Origin of the sequence: Ewingella americana ATCC 33852, assembly GCF_000735345.1 — a bacterium.
Taxonomy (GTDB): domain Bacteria; phylum Pseudomonadota; class Gammaproteobacteria; order Enterobacterales; family Enterobacteriaceae; genus Ewingella; species Ewingella americana.
This window is the reverse complement of the sequence record NZ_JMPJ01000052.1, coordinates 1-16,658: the sequence shown is the minus strand read 5'-3', so window position 1 is coordinate 16,658 and position 16,658 is coordinate 1. Positions and strand designations below refer to the sequence as shown.

The 16,658-nt window shown below is 53.6% G+C and carries 15 protein-coding genes; 9 read left to right on the top strand and 6 right to left on the bottom strand.

The genetic code is table 11. The annotated features are described in order from the left end of the window. Nucleotides 1-447 precede the first annotated feature (447 nt). A complete protein-coding gene (ychF, locus tag GEAM_RS09270) occupies nt 448-1,539 on the bottom strand; it encodes a redox-regulated ATPase YchF (RefSeq protein ID WP_034790830.1) in 1,092 nt (363 codons plus the stop codon). Nucleotides 1,540-2,197: 658 nt separating this feature from the next. Between ychF and GEAM_RS09265 the strand changes: the two genes are divergently transcribed. Then, nucleotides 2,198-3,679, top strand: coding sequence for a SulP family inorganic anion transporter (locus tag GEAM_RS09265; protein ID WP_034790828.1), 1,482 nt, complete (start codon nt 2,198-2,200; stop codon nt 3,677-3,679). Nucleotides 3,680-3,749: 70 nt separating this feature from the next. Here the strand turns inward: GEAM_RS09265 and pth are convergent, their stop codons facing one another. Beyond that, entirely contained in the window at nt 3,750-4,340 is a 591-nt protein-coding gene (gene pth, locus GEAM_RS09260; protein ID WP_034790826.1) for an aminoacyl-tRNA hydrolase, read from the bottom strand. 290 nt (nt 4,341-4,630) lie between these two features. Here pth and ychH point away from each other — a divergent pair, with 290 nt between their 5' ends. Beyond that, entirely contained in the window at nt 4,631-4,903 is a 273-nt protein-coding gene (gene ychH / locus GEAM_RS09255; RefSeq protein WP_034790824.1) for a stress-induced protein YchH, read from the top strand. 129 nt (nt 4,904-5,032) lie between these two features. On the opposite strand, the gene prs is transcribed toward ychH, so the two are convergent. The 3 genes from prs to lolB all read right to left on the bottom strand — a co-directional run bounded on the left by prs (nt 5,033) and on the right by lolB (nt 7,661). Beyond that, entirely contained in the window at nt 5,033-5,980 is a 948-nt protein-coding gene (prs, locus tag GEAM_RS09250; protein ID WP_034790822.1) for a ribose-phosphate diphosphokinase, read from the bottom strand. A gap of 195 nt (nt 5,981-6,175) precedes the next feature. After that, nucleotides 6,176-7,036, bottom strand: a complete 861-nt coding sequence (gene ispE / locus GEAM_RS09245) for a 4-(cytidine 5'-diphospho)-2-C-methyl-D-erythritol kinase (protein ID WP_034790819.1) — start codon at nt 7,034-7,036, stop codon at nt 6,176-6,178. A gap of 1 nt (nt 7,037) precedes the next feature. Beyond that, nucleotides 7,038-7,661: a lipoprotein insertase outer membrane protein LolB gene (lolB, locus tag GEAM_RS09240; RefSeq protein ID WP_034790817.1), complete on the bottom strand. Its 624-nt coding sequence runs from the start codon at nt 7,659-7,661 to the stop codon at nt 7,038-7,040. A 329-nt stretch (nt 7,662-7,990) separates the two neighbouring features. Between lolB and hemA the strand changes: the two genes are divergently transcribed. The 6 genes from hemA (at nt 7,991) to kdsA (ending at nt 13,409) form a co-directional block, all read left to right on the top strand. After that, the gene (gene hemA, locus GEAM_RS09235; RefSeq protein WP_034790815.1) at nt 7,991-9,253 is read left to right on the top strand and encodes a glutamyl-tRNA reductase; all 1,263 of its coding nucleotides are present in this window, start codon (nt 7,991-7,993) and stop codon (nt 9,251-9,253) included. Nucleotides 9,254-9,284: 31 nt separating this feature from the next. Further along, nucleotides 9,285-10,367, top strand: a complete 1,083-nt coding sequence (gene prfA, locus GEAM_RS09230; RefSeq protein ID WP_034790813.1) for a peptide chain release factor 1 — start codon at nt 9,285-9,287, stop codon at nt 10,365-10,367. Further along, on the top strand, nt 10,367-11,203 hold the full coding sequence (prmC, locus tag GEAM_RS09225; protein WP_034790811.1) for a peptide chain release factor N(5)-glutamine methyltransferase: 837 nt from the start codon (nt 10,367-10,369) through the stop codon (nt 11,201-11,203). Before prfA ends, prmC begins: the two co-directional genes overlap by 1 nt. Nucleotides 11,204-11,257: 54 nt before the next feature. Then, nucleotides 11,258-11,650 carry a SirB2 family protein gene (locus GEAM_RS09220; RefSeq protein ID WP_034790809.1) on the top strand — a complete coding sequence of 131 codons (393 nt, stop codon included), beginning with the start codon at nt 11,258-11,260 and terminating at the stop codon, nt 11,648-11,650. Nucleotides 11,651-11,652: 2 nt separating this feature from the next. Further along, complete coding sequence (gene sirB1 / locus GEAM_RS09215; protein ID WP_034790808.1) at nt 11,653-12,462, top strand: invasion regulator SirB1; 810 nt, start codon at nt 11,653-11,655, stop codon at nt 12,460-12,462. Between the two features lie 92 nt (nt 12,463-12,554). After that, nucleotides 12,555-13,409, top strand: coding sequence for a 3-deoxy-8-phosphooctulonate synthase (gene kdsA, locus GEAM_RS09210; RefSeq protein ID WP_034790806.1), 855 nt, complete (start codon nt 12,555-12,557; stop codon nt 13,407-13,409). Nucleotides 13,410-13,504: 95 nt separating this feature from the next. On the opposite strand, the gene dauA is transcribed toward kdsA, so the two are convergent. Continuing rightward, nucleotides 13,505-15,193 carry a C4-dicarboxylic acid transporter DauA gene (gene dauA, locus GEAM_RS09205; RefSeq protein WP_034790804.1) on the bottom strand — a complete coding sequence of 563 codons (1,689 nt, stop codon included), beginning with the start codon at nt 15,191-15,193 and terminating at the stop codon, nt 13,505-13,507. A 274-nt stretch (nt 15,194-15,467) separates the two neighbouring features. On the opposite strand from dauA, the gene GEAM_RS09200 reads away from it, so the two are divergent. Then, nucleotides 15,468-16,568: a GGDEF domain-containing protein gene (locus GEAM_RS09200; protein WP_034790802.1), complete on the top strand. Its 1,101-nt coding sequence runs from the start codon at nt 15,468-15,470 to the stop codon at nt 16,566-16,568. Nucleotides 16,569-16,658: the final 90 nt, after the last annotated feature.

Sequence of the window (16,658 nt, the reverse complement as noted above, 5' to 3'; positions counted from 1 at the left end):
GTTTGTCTCTCTGTTGGATGCTAATATTAGCTTCACTGATTTTCTTAAGTATAAAATGTTCTGATTTAGAAAATGAATTCTTATGCGGAAGTTTCAGTAACTTCCCAGCGAAGAAAAGTATGGTAAGGATAAATGAAACGATCTGAAAGGGGCGATTGGGTATCCCCCAACATCCTATAGTAGCGAGTAATGTCCATTCTGCCACATGGTCCTCCTGTAGCCTTTTCCACCACTGGTTCATGCTTTTGGCATAAAGCCTTATTTCTTTCCTTATAATTTGATAATCAACATTATCCATATAATTTTCTCTATGTAAGTTGTGTATAAATAGCTATCCGTAATTATCTTAACCATTATGAACTCTTGATATGCCACCAAATAAAAACCCCACGCATCTGCATGGGGTTTCTTTAACACAACTAAGGCCTAGACGACCTGAATTTGGACTTAGACGTTAAACAAGAAGTTCATCACGTCGCCGTCTTTCACGATGTACTCTTTGCCTTCTGAACGCATTTTGCCGGCCTCTTTCGCGCCTTGCTCACCTTTGTAGGTGATGAAGTCTTCGAAAGCGATGGTTTGTGCGCGGATAAAGCCTTTCTCGAAGTCGGTGTGGATTTTACCGGCTGCCTGTGGGGCGGTGGCGCCGACAGGGATGGTCCATGCGCGGACTTCTTTCACGCCAGCGGTGAAGTAAGTTTGCAGGTTCAGCAGCTCGTAACCGGCGCGGATCACGCGGTTCAGTCCCGGCTCTTCCAGACCTAGCTCGGCCATAAACTCTTCACGGTCAGCGTCGTCCAGTTCGGCGATGTCGGATTCAACAGCGGCGCAAACGGCAACCACCACAGAACCTTCGGCAGCAGCGATTTCGCGAACTTTGTCGAGGTACGGGTTGTTTTCAAAACCGTCTTCGTTAACGTTAGCGATATACATGGTTGGCTTCAGCGTCAGGAAGCTCAGGTAGCGGATTGCCGCTTTGTCTTCTTCGGTCAGGTCCAGAGCACGCAGCATGCCAGCTTCGGAAAGCTGTGGCAGGCATTTTTCCAGCGCGGCCAGTTCAGCTTTAGCGTCTTTGTCGCCGCCTTTAGCACGCTTCTGTACGCGGTGGATCGCGCGCTCGCAGGTGTCGAGGTCGGAGAGGGCCAACTCGGTGTTGATAACATCAATGTCTTCCGCCGGGTCGACTTTGTTGTTCACGTGGATGATGTTGTCATTCTCGAAGCAGCGCACAACGTGGCCGATAGCTTCGGTTTCGCGGATGTTGGTCAGGAACTGGTTACCCAGACCTTCACCTTTAGATGCGCCTTTTACCAGACCGGCGATATCAACGAATTCCATGGTAGTAGGCAGAATGCGCTGTGGTTTCACGATCTCGGCCAGTTGGTCAAGACGTGAATCAGGCATTGGCACCACGCCAGTGTTAGGCTCGATGGTGCAGAACGGGAAGTTCGCCGCTTCGATGCCCGCTTTAGTCAGCGCGTTGAACAATGTAGATTTACCGACGTTCGGCAGGCCCACGATACCGCATTTGAATCCCATGTTGTTATCACCTTAATATCTTAATTATCAAGCAATTAAGTTTAATTGCAGGATGTAATGATCATATTGCCCGCCATTATACACAGAATGCCGATCTCCGGCATCCTTCGCACTGTCTCTGCGTTGGCTTCCTTCGCTCATCCCGGTCACTGACTTTTGTCAGCTCGCGGGATTCACTCAGTTGCCGCCTTGATACATCACGAATGATTTTGGAGATCTCGTGTGATGGCATCCTTCGCACTGTATCTGCGTTGGCTTCCTTCACTCATCCCGGTCACTGACTTTTGTCAGCTCGCGGGATTCACTCAGTTGCCGCCTTGATACATCACGAATGATTTTGGAGATCTCGTGTGGTGGCATCCTTCGCGCTGTATCTGCGTTGGCTTCCTTCGCTTATCTCGGTCACTGGCCTTTTAACCATTAGCAAGCGATTAAAAATCTTGCCAGCATTCCGATCATTTTAGATACTGATCACAATATTTTAACCGATCGGAAAAGTGCCAGATGTCTTTCTTGCCTACGCCGCCTTGAGTTTTCCCCTCCCATAAACGGTTTTCACCGTGCTTTTTGCCGCGCTTTGCCGATGAGTGAAGCCTCTGCGGCGTGCGTTTCTCCGTCTGCGAGAAATGGTTTCTATTGATAAAAAGTGAATAACATCATGTTTAACCTGAAAGATTTCAGGATTTCTGACGTCAAGAATGAAGTCCTGGCGGGATTTGTTGTCGCGGTTTCTATGATCCCCGAAGCCGTAGGTTTTTCTCTGGTGGCAGGTCTGTCGCCCATTGTCGGCTTGCACACGGCTTTCATTATTGGCTTAGTCACCGCGCTGTTTGGCGGCAAGCCGGGCATGGTCTCCGGTGCTGCGGGCTCGATTGTGGTGGTGTTGATGAGCCTCGCGGCGCAGCACGGCATGGGTTATGTGCTGTGGGCGACCATTTTTGCCGGGGGGATTCAAATCCTGATTGGCGTTTTCCGTTTGGGGAAATTTATCCGGCTGGTGCCTCTTCCTGCCATTCACGGCTTTGTGAACGGGCTGGCGATTGTCATCATGCTGGCGCAGCTGCACATGATAGCCGGGCAGGGGCCGCTGATGTACGGGCTGGTGCTGTTGGCGATTCTGGTGGTGGTGCTGTTCCCGAAACTGACCCGCGTTATTCCTTCTTCGCTGGCGGCCCTGATCGTGGTCGCGGCAGTGACGATTGGCTTTAATTTGCATACTCTGCGAGTCGGGGATCTGGCGGATATCTCAGGTGCCTTGCCTCACTTCAGCCTGCCGGTTGCGCCGTTTAACCTTGAGATGCTGAAAGTGGTGCTGCCTTACGCGGTGGTGATTGCGCTGGTCGGCCTGATTGAATCCCTGCTCACCATGACGGTGCTGGATGAGATGGGCAATAAGAAGGGGAACGGCAACCGCGAAAGTATCGCGCAAGGTGCGGGAAACACCATTTGCGGGCTTTTTGGCTGCTTCGCCGGCTGCGCGATGATTGGGCAGTCAATTATCAACTTTACCTCGGGCGGGCGTGGGCGGATCTCCGGCGTGGTCGGGGCCATCCTGCTGATTCTGTTTGTGATTAGTCTGTCGGGTTACATTGGTCTGCTGCCGGTGGCGGCGCTGGCAGGGATCATGCTGGTGGTGTGCTACAACACCTTTGAGTGGAGCTCGCTGCGCAGGCTGCGCCGCATGCCGAAGGCCGACGCGCTGGTGATGCTGATTGTTACCTTAATCACGATTTTCACCGACTTGGCGGTCGCTGTGATTAGCGGGGTGATTATCTCCGCGCTGGTCTTTGCCTGGCAACAGGCGCGGATCCGCATTCGCGAGCATAAAACCAAAGGGGATTTGGCGATTTATAAGCTTGAAGGGCCGCTGTTCTTTGGTTCTTCTGCCAGCTTTGCCGAGTTGTTCGAACCGAAGAACGATCCGCAAAACGTGGTGTTGGACTTTGCCGCAACCCGAGTGATGGACTCTAGTGGGGTTGAAGCGATTGATAAGCTGACGGCGCGATACCTTGAAGCAGGAAAGTCGATTCGGCTACGTCACCTCAGCGATGACTGCGTGAGTCTGCTAAAAAAGGCCGGCCCGTTCTGTAGCCACGAGCTGGATGACCCGCAGTATTATGTCGCGGAAGACAGTTTGTAAAATAGGGCTGTGGGGCAATCTGCATAAGAAAAGGCGCGAAATTCGCGCCTTTTTGCTTTCTGGTAGAAGCTTAGGGCTGAGCTTTAAAGCTGTGCAGACGCTGGACGGTTTTCTCTAAACCTTCTTTCATCAGCATCTCGGTGCAGCGCAGCGACTCGTCGATGGCCTCATCAATCAGCTTCTGTTCGCTGGCCGGAGGCTTGCCGAGAACAAATCCCACCACCTTGTTTTTATCGCCCGGATGACCAATACCAATGCGCAGGCGATAGAAGTTAGGGTTGTTGCCCAGCTTGCTTTGGATATCTTTCAAGCCGTTATGACCGCCGTTGCCGCCGCCCAGTTTGATTTTCGCCACGCCCGGTGGAATGTCTAACTCGTCGTGGGCCACCAGAATCTCATTCGGCTCAACGCGATAGAAATTCGCCATCGCCAGCACGGCTTTGCCGCTGAGGTTCATAAAGGTAGTAGGAACTAAAAGACGCACATCCTGACCCGACAGCGAGAGGCGGGCGGTGTAGCCATAGAACTTGCTCTCTTCTTTTAGCTGCTGGTTATGCTGGCGCGCCAACTGGTCCACGTACCAGGCTCCGGCGTTGTGCCGCGTTTGGGCGTATTCAGCGCCGGGGTTGGCCAGACCCACAATTAATTTAATGCTGCTCACGTTGGTTTCGCTTCTTCATGAGGTGACGAACAGGGCGCTAGTTTACCCGTGTGAGGCAGTTGTGCCAAACCTGCCGAGGGGAAATTCAGGATAATGATTTTAAAGGTGAATAGTTGAGCAGTAAAACCATTCACCCTTCGAATGAAACTGACAAGAAAACGTAAAGATTTGTCATGCTATGTTCTCTGTCTGTGATCGTTGCCGCAAAGTAAAACCCCGCCGCCGACTACACTTTGAGCTAGGAAAACAGAAATAGACCTGTTCAATTGATGGATTACTGGAGGTGACATATGAAACGTAAAACCGCAACAGTATTAGGAAACGTGCTGATGGGGCTTGGTCTGGTCACTATGGTCGGCGGGGTTGGATACTCCATTCTGAATCAGATGCCCAATCTGAATTTACCGCAATTTTTTGCCCACGGCGCAATAGCCAGCATCTTTATCGGTGCGATTTTATGGCTGGCAGGGGCGAGGATCGGCGGTCGCGAGCGCGTGGCTGACCGCTATTTTTGGGTTCGCCATTACGACGCGCGTTGCCGCAAGAATCACCGCCATTCATAATCGCTACTAATGTATTTAGAGATGTAGCCTTTAGCACAAGCACCAAAGAAAAACCCGTTATTGCGTAAACAATAACGGGTTTTTTCATGCTCGCTAATCAACCCCTTCTGCAAGCAGAAGGGCGTCGGATTAATGTTCGAACATCGCAGAGATAGATTCTTCGTTGCTGATACGACGAATCGCTTCAGCCAACATGCCTGACAGCGTCAGTGTACGAACTTTCTTCAGTGCGCGGATTTCTGGAGACAGCGGGATGGTGTCGCAGACAATCACTTCATCAATTACGGAGTTCTTGATGTTCTCAACGGCGTTGCCAGAGAAGATTGGGTGAGTAGCATAAGCGAACACGCGCTTAGCACCGCGCTCTTTCAAGGCTTCAGCTGCTTTACACAGCGTGCCGCCGGTGTCGATCATGTCGTCAACCAGTACGCAGTCACGGCCAGCAACGTCACCGATGATGTGCATCACCTGAGAAACGTTAGCGCGTGGGCGGCGTTTGTCGATGATAGCCATGTCAGTGTCGTTAAGCAGTTTAGCAACGGCGCGAGCACGGACAACACCACCGATATCTGGCGAAACCACGATTGGGTTTTCCAGATTCTGTTGCAGCATGTCTTCCAGCAGAATCGGGCTACCGAACACGTTATCAACCGGTACGTCGAAGAAGCCCTGGATCTGTTCGGCGTGTAAATCTACGGTAAGAACGCGGTCAACACCGACGCTGGAAAGGAAATCTGCAACCACTTTAGCGGTGATTGGCACACGGGCTGAACGCACCCGGCGATCTTGACGTGCATAACCAAAATAAGGGATGACCGCAGTGATACGGCCGGCGGAAGCGCGGCGTAAGGCATCAACCATCACGACCAGTTCCATCAGGTTATCGTTAGTAGGCGCGCAGGTGGACTGGATAATGAAAATATCTCCGCCACGTACATTTTCGTTGATTTGCACACTTACTTCACCGTCGCTGAAACGACTGACGGCGGCGTCACCAAGGCTGGTGTATAAACGGTTGGCAATACGTTGTGCTAGTTCCGGGGTGGCGTTACCAGCAAAAAGCTTCATATCAGGCACGAGAAGAACCTCAGGCTTGCGTCCAGGGAAGACATTGGCTTATGGCACCACCGGGCGGTGAGCGATGCCACAGCATTATGCTTACGAGAAAAAATACTTCGGTACATCTTTACAACCAATACTACGAAAATCTTGGCTCTGTTACAGAGTGAGAGGCTGGCAAAGAACAGACACGGGAAACGGGACCGTGACGCTCTACGCTTTGCCTGCTGCTCTCAGCCATTCTTCGCGGAAACGGTGCAGGGGAGAGACGTTGACGCCCTTAGCTACAAACCCGGTGACCGACGATGGAATCTGATTCAAAACCTGACGGGCTTCATGCTCGGTCGCAAACTCGGCGAAAACGCAAGCACCCGTGCCCGTCATACGTGACGGCGCGTATTCTAACAGCCAAGAAACAAGCTGTTCAACCTCGCAAAAACGTTTTATCGCAATCGGTTGGCAATCATTTGTCCACGCTGTGCTTAAAAGCACATTTATCGGACGTTTTGGCGTGTCGCGGGTTAATTCAGCATCGCCAAAAATCATCGGGGTTGGGATATGTACACCCGGATGCGCCACCAAATACCATTTCTCTTCCGGTTCGACGGGTTGCAGTATCTCGCCAATGCCTTCGGCAAAGGCGGCATGGCCCATCACGAACACCGGCACGTCTGCGCCTAAAGTGACGCCTAATGCCGCCAGCTGCTGATCCGACAGGCCGCACTCCCACAGGGTGTTCAGTGCCACTAACACCGTCGCGGCGTTAGAAGAACCCCCGCCCAATCCGCCGCCCATCGGGATGCGTTTGATAAGCGAGATGTCTGCACCCAGCGGGCAGCTTGCGTGACGTTGTAACAAACGTGCGGCGCGAACCACCAGATTGTCTTCGTCAGCCACGCCGTCAATGGGCGTCGTCAGGACTATCTGCCCGTCGCTGCGCGGCGTGAAAGAGAGGCTGTCGCCGTAATCAACGAACTGAAACAATGTTTGCAGTTCGTGATAGCCGTTGGCGCGCTGGCCGGTTATATAAAGGAATAAATTGAGTTTAGCCGGAGAAGGCCACAATTGCGTCATCTCAGTTTAAGGTCCAGCTGTCCATTTTCAATTTAATGCGTTGGTCGCCTTCGGTCATTTCAAGGCGATTCGGCAATGATGGGATCACGTCGTCGCTGTAGCTCTGATACACCACGGTGCCTTGTTGGCCGTTTTGGCTGTAGTTAACTTTGGACAGGCGGTATTGGCTGTCGAGGGTGAAATCACTCTCATCGCCCGGCAGGCCCAGCATCCACAGACGTAGGTTAGCCAGCGGAATCGACATGCCGGTCAGCTTCTGAATCATCTCATCAGGGTTGTTGCTGGTGTACTTCTTGCCTTCATTATTGGTCAACTGAGCGACGCCGCTCTGAACTTTCAGCTCCATCTCGGTGCTGCCGAGTGGGTTCGTCAGCAACAGGCGGTAGTTGTCACGCGTGTATTGCTGCCAGAAGAAGCGGGCATAAACTTTTTGTTTATCTGAGATATAAGCGAAGGAGCCACGCGTTTGATAGTGCTCTAACTGCTTGATTTTCGCCTCATGGTCGCGCCACTGTGGGGAGGTCGGACTGGTCGCCGGACCCTTAGGAGCATTGATGGAACAGGCGGCAAGCACCAGGCTTGCAAGAGGAAGAAGACGAACTAAGTGAGCTTTACGCATTGGCATAACAGATTAAATCCTTGGGTGCTGAGGCAAAGTGCCTGGGCAAATTCGGCGATGGTCAGTTTAGCATACTGACGTCGAGCACGTTAGCCACTGAGAATGACCGGAATTGTTTCAAGAAAAACAGTAGCCCTTGATAGATCATGGCTATCATTGATATTGAAGTACCGAAAGAGCCGATGCAGTAAGCTCGAAGTCATCGAAATCGTCTGTTGCTTCAACAACTTTAACGGATAATGCTGCTTTGCTTTTATTGATCCGGCTCATCTTGTAGAATGCGCCACAGACGTAAACCCATACCAACATAAGTATTACTCGAAAAACGCTTCCTTATGACCCTGCTTGCATTAGGTATCAATCACAAAACCGCACCGGTTTCTTTGCGTGAACGGGTAACTTTTTCTCCCGAGACCATTGAACAGGCGCTCTCTAGTCTGCTCCAGCAACCCCTGGTGCAGGGCGGTGTCGTGTTGTCCACCTGTAACCGAACTGAGCTGTACCTCAGTGTGGAACAACAGGAAAATCTTCAGGAACAGTTGGTTAAATGGTTATGTGATTATCACCATCTCAGTGCTGATGAAGTGCGAAAAAGCCTTTATTGGCATCAGGATAATGACGCCGTCAGCCATCTGATGCGTGTAGCCAGCGGCCTTGATTCGCTGGTCGTCGGTGAGCCACAAATACTAGGTCAGGTGAAAAAAGCCTTCGCCGAGTCCCAACACGGGCAGGCGGTTTCGGGTGAACTTGAGCGCCTGTTCCAAAAATCCTTCTCCGTCGCCAAGCGCGTGCGTACTGAAACCGATATCGGTGCCAGCGCGGTTTCTGTGGCTTTCGCTGCTTGTACTCTGGCTCGACAGATTTTCGAATCCTTGTCTGACGTCAGCGTATTGCTGGTGGGCGCGGGGGAAACTATCGAACTGGTGGCGCGCCATCTGCGTGAACACAAGGTTCGCCACATGATGATTGCCAACCGTACCCGCGAGCGGGCACAGGTGCTGGCAAGCGAAGTGGGCGCTGAAGTGATCACCTTGCAAGATATCGACGCCCGTCTGGCCGAAGCTGACATTATTATCAGCTCCACCGCCAGCCCGCTGCCAATCATCGGTAAAGGCATGGTGGAACGCGCGCTGAAAGCTCGCCGCAACCAGCCGATGCTGATGGTGGATATCGCCGTGCCGCGTGATATCGAGCCAGAAGTGGGCAAACTCGCCAACGCCTACCTTTATAGTGTTGACGACTTGCATAGCATTATTCAAAACAATATGGCTCAACGTAAGGCCGCCGCCGTGCAGGCTGAATCTATCGTTGAGCAAGAAAGTTCTAATTTCATGGCGTGGCTGCGATCGCAGGGCGCGGTGGAAATCATTCGTGATTATCGTTCCCGTGCGGATCTCGTCCGTGCCGAAGCAGAAGCCAAAGCGCTGGCTGCCATTGCTCAGGGAGCAGATGTCTCTGCCGTTATTCACGAATTAGCACACAAACTGACTAACCGTCTTATTCACGCACCCACCCGTTCCCTGCAGCAGGCCGCCAGCGATGGCGATGTCGAGCGCTTGCAAATTTTACGCGACAGCCTCGGGCTGGATCAGCAATAGTTCCTATTTATTACAGGGTTAAACACCACGCATGAAGCCTTCTATTGTTGCTAAACTGGAAGTGTTACAAGAGCGCCATGAAGAAGTGCAGGCGATGCTCGGCGACGCAACTGTTATTGCCGACCAAGAAAAATTCCGCAATCTCTCCCGCGAATATGCTCAGCTGAGCGATGTTTCTGCCTGTTTTCTGACCTGGCGTCAGGCACAGGAAGATTTGGCCGCTGCCGAAGAGATGCTTGATGACCCAGAGATGCGCGAAATGGCGCAGGATGAAATCAAAACCTGCAAAGCCACTCTGGAAGAGTTAGAGCAGAAGCTGCAATTGCTGCTGTTGCCAAAAGATCCCGATGACGAACGCAGCTGCTTCCTTGAAATTCGCGCCGGAACCGGCGGCGACGAAGCGGCAATTTTCGCCGGTGACCTGTTCCGCATGTACAGCCGTTACGCTGAAACTCGCCGCTGGCGCGTTGAGATCGTCAGTGCTAACGAAGGCGAGCATGGCGGCTTCAAAGAGGTGATCGCCAAGGTGTCAGGTGAGGGTGCCTACGGCCAGCTGAAGTTTGAATCTGGCGGCCACCGCGTGCAGCGCGTGCCGGAAACCGAGTCGCAGGGACGTATTCACACCTCGGCCTGTACCGTCGCCGTGATGCCAGAAATTCCAGAGGCCGAACTGCCAGAAATCAATGCCGGTGACCTGAAAATCGACACCTTCCGCTCCTCGGGCGCGGGTGGTCAGCACGTTAACACCACCGACTCAGCCATTCGTATCACCCACTTGCCAACCGGCATCGTGGTTGAGTGTCAGGATGAGCGTTCGCAGCATAAGAACAAAGCCAAGGCGATGTCGGTGCTGGGCGCGCGTATTCGCGCTGCCGAGATGTCCAAGCGTCAGGCAGAAGAGGCGTCCACTCGCCGTAACCTGCTGGGCAGCGGCGACCGCTCCGACCGTAACCGCACTTACAACTTCCCGCAGGGCCGCGTGACCGACCACCGCATCAACCTGACCATTTACCGTCTGGATGAAGTGATGGAAGGCAAACTGGACACCCTGATCCAGCCGATTGTGCAGGAATATCAGGCTGACCAGCTTGCCGCGTTGTCCGAGCAGGAATAATGGACTTCCAACATTGGCTGCGTGACGCCACCCGTCGCCTGTCGGCGGGTGAAAGCCCCAAGCGGGATGCAGAAATCCTGCTCGGGTTTGTCACCGGCCGGTCGCGTACTTTTATTATGGCCTTTGGCGAAACCTCGCTGACGGCCAGCGAACTTGAAGAGCTAGAGGCTCTGCTGGCGCGACGCGAGCAGGGCGAGCCGGTTGCCTATCTGGTAGGCGAGCGTGAGTTTTGGTCACTGCCTCTCTCTGTTTCACCCGCCACGCTGATCCCCCGTCCCGATACTGAATGTCTGGTTGAGCAGGCACTGTTGCGTTTGCCCGCTTCGCCGCAAAAGGTATTGGATTTGGGAACCGGCACCGGCGCCGTAGCCTTGGCGATTGCCAGCGAACGCCCGGATTGCCAGCTCATCGGCGTCGATTTACAGCCCGAAGCCGTGAAGTTAGCCCAGCATAATGCGCAAAAACTGGCGATATCCAACGCCAGCTTCGTGCAGGGCAGCTGGTTTACGCCGGTCGCGGGCCAGCAGTTTGCCGTAATCGTCAGCAACCCTCCTTATATAGATGCCGCCGACCCACACTTGGCCGAAGGCGACGTGCGCTTCGAGCCCGCCAGTGCGCTGGTGGCGGACAACGCCGGGTTGGCCGACCTGCAAACGCTGATTGAGCAAGCGCCGCAGCATTTACTGCCCGGTGGCTGGCTGCTGCTGGAGCACGGCTGGCAGCAGGCGCAGCAGGTCCAACAGCTGTTTCGTCAGGCAGGCTACCATCAGGTCGCCACGGTAAAAGATTACGGCGGAAATGACCGCGTCAGTCTCGGGCAGTGGCAGGGGGCGTAATGGCCTTTGCTGCTTGATTGCCAGCCCGTAACCCTTAATTCACAAGGAAGTAAAATGTCTGCTTTTTTGGCTTTTAAATACCTGCATATCGCCACCGTTATCCTGAGTATTTTTCTGTTTGTATTACGCTTTTTTTGGAAATCGACAGGTTCTGCTATGCTGCAACAGCGTTGGGTGAAAATTACGCCTCACGCGGTTGATACGCTATTGTTGGTGAGCGGCATCGCACTGCTGATCATTGCTCGACTTTATCCATTCAGCCCACAGACACCTTGGCTGACTGAAAAGCTTTTTGGCGTTATCATCTATATCGCATTGGGGTTTGTTGCACTCAGTAAACGGCCACGTCGGCAAACCACTCGGTGGATTGCGTTTATTCTGGCAATAGGATGCTTAGCCTTGATTGTTAAGCTCGCCTTGACACAAATACCGCTGCTATTGGGATAACTATGAGTACCATTGCTGATTTCGAATTTAACGCCGCGCCGCTCAGCGCCGGTGTCATTCTGGTCACTCAGGCCATTCGCTATGATTTCAACGCGGATGACGTCAGTCGCCAGTTACAGTCGCTGGTTGAAGAGGCTCGCCGGGTCATACCGGAAGATCTCAATCAGGATCAGCAGCTTGAAGTGTTAATTGAGTTGTTTTATCGCACGTGGGGCTTTGGCGGCGCGGGCGGTATCTATCGCCTGTCAGATGCCATTTGGCTCGACAAAGTGCTGGCTTCGCGTCAGGGTACGCCGGTTTCGCTCGGGGTTATCTTCCTGCACATCGCACACCAGCTAGACCTGCCGCTGATGCCGGTGATTTTCCCGACTCAGCTGATCATGCGCGCCGACTGGCTCGACGAAGAGATGTGGCTGATTAACCCGATTAACGGCGACACGCTGAGCGAACATATTCTGCATGTCTGGCTGAAGGGGAATCTGGGCGTTACCGCCGAGATTGAAGATGATGATTTGGAAGAAGCTGAGAATAACGTCATCGTCAGAAGAATGCTCGACACCCTCAAAGCCGCGCTGATGGAAGAGAAGCAGATGGAGATGGCCCTGCGCGCCAGCGAAACCCTGCTGGAGTTCGATCCAGAAGATCCTTATGAAATTCGTGACCGTGGTTTGATCTACGCCCATTTGGATTGCAATCATGTCGCGCTGTCTGATTTAAATTACTTTGTTGAGCAGTGTCCAGAGGACCCGATTTCCGAAGTGATTAAAGTGCAAATCCACGCGATTGAGCACAAGCAAGTTACCTTGCACTGAGTTAGAATTAGCCGTAGAAAATTAAATAGGCATTTAAATACAGTGCATTACCTGTACAACTGCCCCTGATAGACAATCAATAAGGCCAAAGCATGAAACAAAAAGTGGTTAGCATTAAAGATATCAACGTCGCCAACGACCTGCCATTTGTACTGTTCGGCGGGATGAACGTGCTGGAATCTCGCGATATGGCGATGCGCGTCTGCGAACACTACGTGACCGTGACCCAAAAACTGGGCATTCCTTACGTGTTCAAAGCCTCTTTTGATAAAGCCAACCGCTCCTCTATTCATTCTTACCGTGGCCCAGGTCTGGACGAAGGCATGAAGATTTTCCAAGACCTGAAGCAAGCCTTCGGCGTGAAAATCATCACCGACGTGCACGAAAGCTGGCAGGCGCAGCCGGTTTCTGAAGTGGTTGACGTGATCCAGCTGCCAGCCTTCTTGGCTCGTCAGACTGACTTGGTTGAAGCCATGGCGAAGACCGGTGCCGTGATTAACGTAAAAAAACCACAGTTCGTCAGCCCGGGCCAAATGGGTAATATCGTTGAGAAATTCAAAGAAGGCGGCAACGATCAGGTTATTCTTTGCGATCGCGGCAGCAACTTTGGTTATGACAACTTAGTGGTCGACATGCTGGGTATCAACGTGATGATCAACGCCACTGGCGGCCATCCGGTGATTTTCGACGTGACTCACGCCCTGCAAACTCGCGACCCGTTCGGCGCAGCTTCTGGCGGCCGTCGTGCTCAGGTAGCAGAGTTGGCGCGTGCTGGCATGGCGGTAGGTCTGGCAGGTCTGTTCATTGAAGCTCACGAAGACCCGGCTAACGCCAAGTGTGACGGCCCGTCCGCGTTGCCACTGGCTAAACTGGAGCCATTCTTGGTTCAGATGAAAGCCATCGACGACTTGGTGAAAAGCTTCCCAGCTCTCGACACCAGCAAATAAGACTCTGCAACCCGGCGTGATAATCGCCGGGCTTCAGACTAAAAAAGGCGACTCTGCAAGCAGGGCGCCTTTTTGCTTTTCAGCCTTTATTCATTCTATTTCTGGCTGTGCGCGGCCTGAGCATCAGCCAGCGTGCTGTAGAAACTTAAACGCTGGTCGATAGGTTTCACTCCCGCGCGCGCCAAGGTTTTCAGTGGCTGGAAGGGAATGTCAGTTATCACCAGCTCAACGTTCTCCGGCAGCTCGTCAATGAAGTGTTGCAGAGCACTCAGGCCGCCTGCGTCCAGAATGGCCACGCGGTCCCATACCAGAATAATGCGTTTAGCCTGCAAGCTGCGGGCAGACAGCTCGCCAAACACCCGCTCGGCGGCGGCGAAGAACAGCGGGCCATTGACCCGCCAGACGGCTTCATCGGCGGCAAAATCCCCGGCCACGTCGCTCAGGCGCGTCATCTTGGCGATGCGGCGCATAAACAGCAGCGACGCCAGCACGATGCCCGCCGTAATGGCGATCACCATGTCGAACAGCACGGTGAGGCTCATGCAGGTCAACATCACCAGAATGTCGTCTTTTGGCGCGCGGCGCAGCAGATTGACCACTTTATGCGCTTCGCTCATGTTCCACGCCACCATCAGCAGCAGCGCCGCCATGGCTGCCAGCGGCAACCATGAGAGCAGCGGGGCGAGCATCAACAGCGCCAGAATCACCAACAGCGAGTGAATAACGGCAGAAACCGGCGACGTCGCTCCGGCGCGCACGTTGGCGGCTGAACGCGCAATCGCCGCCGTGGCGGTGATGCCGCCAAAAAACGGCGTCACGATGTTGCCAATTCCCTGACCGATCAGCTCATTGTTGGAATGGTGCTTTTTGCCGGTCATGCCGTCGAGCACTACGGCGCACAGCAGGGACTCAATCGCGCCCAGCATCGCCATAGAAAACGCGGCGGGTAACAGTGCCTGAACCAAGTCGAGGCTGAAGCCCGAAGTACTGCCAGTGGCGGCCCACGGCAGGGTAAATTGCGGTAAAATAGCCGGAATGCCGCTGCCCTGCGTGCCGTCGGGCAGCAGGTAGTGGAAACGCGAACCGATAGTCGCCACTGAATGGCCGGTTTGCATAAATATCGCCATCACGGCGCAGCCCGCCAGCAGGGCCGGAAGATGACCGGGCAGCTTCAACCCGAGCTTTGGCCAGAAAATCAGCACCGCCAGCGTCACGACGCCAATCGCGGCGTCACCTATGTCCAGCGTCGGCATCGCCTGAACCAGCACCAGCAGCTTGCTGAGATAGTGTTCCGGCATGGCTTCCACGCTAAGGCCGAAAAAGTCCTTAATCTGCATGGTGGCGATGGTGATACCAATCCCCGAGGTAAAGCCCAGCGTCACCGGCAGCGGAATATATTCAATCAGCCGCCCAAGGCGCAGCACGCCCATTAGCACCAACATCAGCCCGGACATCAACGTCGCCAGCAGCAGGCCGGATAAGCCATATTGCTGAGAAACCGGGTAGAGGATCACCACAAAGGCCGCCGTTGGCCCGGAGACGCTAAACCGCGAGCCGCCGCAGATGGCAATAATGATCCCGGCGACGGCGGCGGTATAAAGTCCGTTTTGCGGAGGCACGCCGCTGCCGATGGCCAGCGCCATAGCCAGAGGAATGGCGATGATGCCGACGGTGACCCCGGCAATGGCGTCTTTTAGCAGACGCTGGGGCGTGTATTTCTCATTGAAGCAGGCGTCTTTTAAGGCGCTAAACAGGCGAAGAGGGCGATTGGCAGAAGTATGCATAACAGCAGGCGTCCATGGCGATGAGGATATTAAGGCGGGAAACAACCCCGTCATCGGCTAAGCAATAAAGATACGCTCTTTTTCTGTAACAGTTATAGATGCAAATCAAGGACAAGGCGGGTGACAAGCTGGATAGTATCCGCCTATTTTTTGTGAGAAAAGTGCCGCTATCGACATAATTTCCTTGGGGGGATATCAGCAAGCTAAGAGTTCATCTATATTCAAGATAAGTCCTTATTTATCTGGATTTATTATTCAGGAACCGCTACTCCCCATGCCCGATTTTACCTCTTTAGGGAAATTATATGCTGATGTTTGCGTCACTTACGCCACGCTCTCCGTCAGCTATTTTATTCTCAGTCGCAGCGAGCCTTTCACTTCCAATGGCGATATCTGGAAACGCATCGCTTTTGGCCTGATTGCCGGTGTCGCCGCGCTATTTCTTTCCCAAGACCGGCTGATGCTCAACGATAACGTCTATTACAGCTTCGAAATGCTGCCGATGATCTTGGTAACGTTTTTTGGCGGTTGGCTCAGCGGGCTATCGTGTTACGTGCTGCTGTTTGTGCTCAAAGGCGGCTATTCGATCAATAATCTGCTGATTGGCTGCATCATGCTCGGGCTGTTTTTATTCCGCGTTTGGCGTCAGCGCAGGCATCGGGTGTTTTACATCACCCTGCTGCTGGTGGGGCTGGCGCGCATTGCGCTGGTGTCGAGCCTTTACGGCATGGTGGTGCCGTGGGCCACGCTGGTGCTCTATCAACTGCTCGCCGCAGGCTGCATGATTTTGTGTTATCACGCGCTGAATTTTAAAGAAATCTACATGAAGAAGGTGTTCGCCATCCGGGTGAAGGCCGCCACCGACCCCCTGACGCAAATCAGCAACCGCGCCAGTTTGGATTACCGCCTCTCCATTCAGCAGACCCATCGCCAGAGCTGCGGGCTGATCATCATTGATATCGACAATTTTAAGCGGGTGAATGACACTCACGGCCATTTGATTGGCGATAGGGTGCTGAGCGACGTCGGGCGCGTGCTGCGCAATGTCACTCGCAGTAAAGACTTTGCCGGGCGTTACGGTGGCGAGGAGTTTCTGGTGATCACCGGCGCTTATCAGCCGGAGGCGGTGATGGCGATTGCCGAGCGCCTGCGTCAGGAGATCGAACAGAGCCAAATGATTCTGGAAGATGGCAGCGAGCTGAAGGTTACCGCCTCGGTTGGCGTGTCACTCTATCTGCCGGGGATGCAGATCCGCAAAGCGATAAAACTGGCGGATGAAGCTTTATATAAAGCCAAGCATCAGGGGAAGAATCAGGTGGTGGCCAGCTCTATTTTGCAGTTTGCGCGACTGGGGGATAGAGGGCGGAAGAGGTGAAAAAGGCAAAGGCGGGGGAGAGTACGCTGTGAGAACGGTGCTCAGGGGTGCACTCGGGCCCTCCATGGCCCTCGCCCTTCGGGCAGCCTG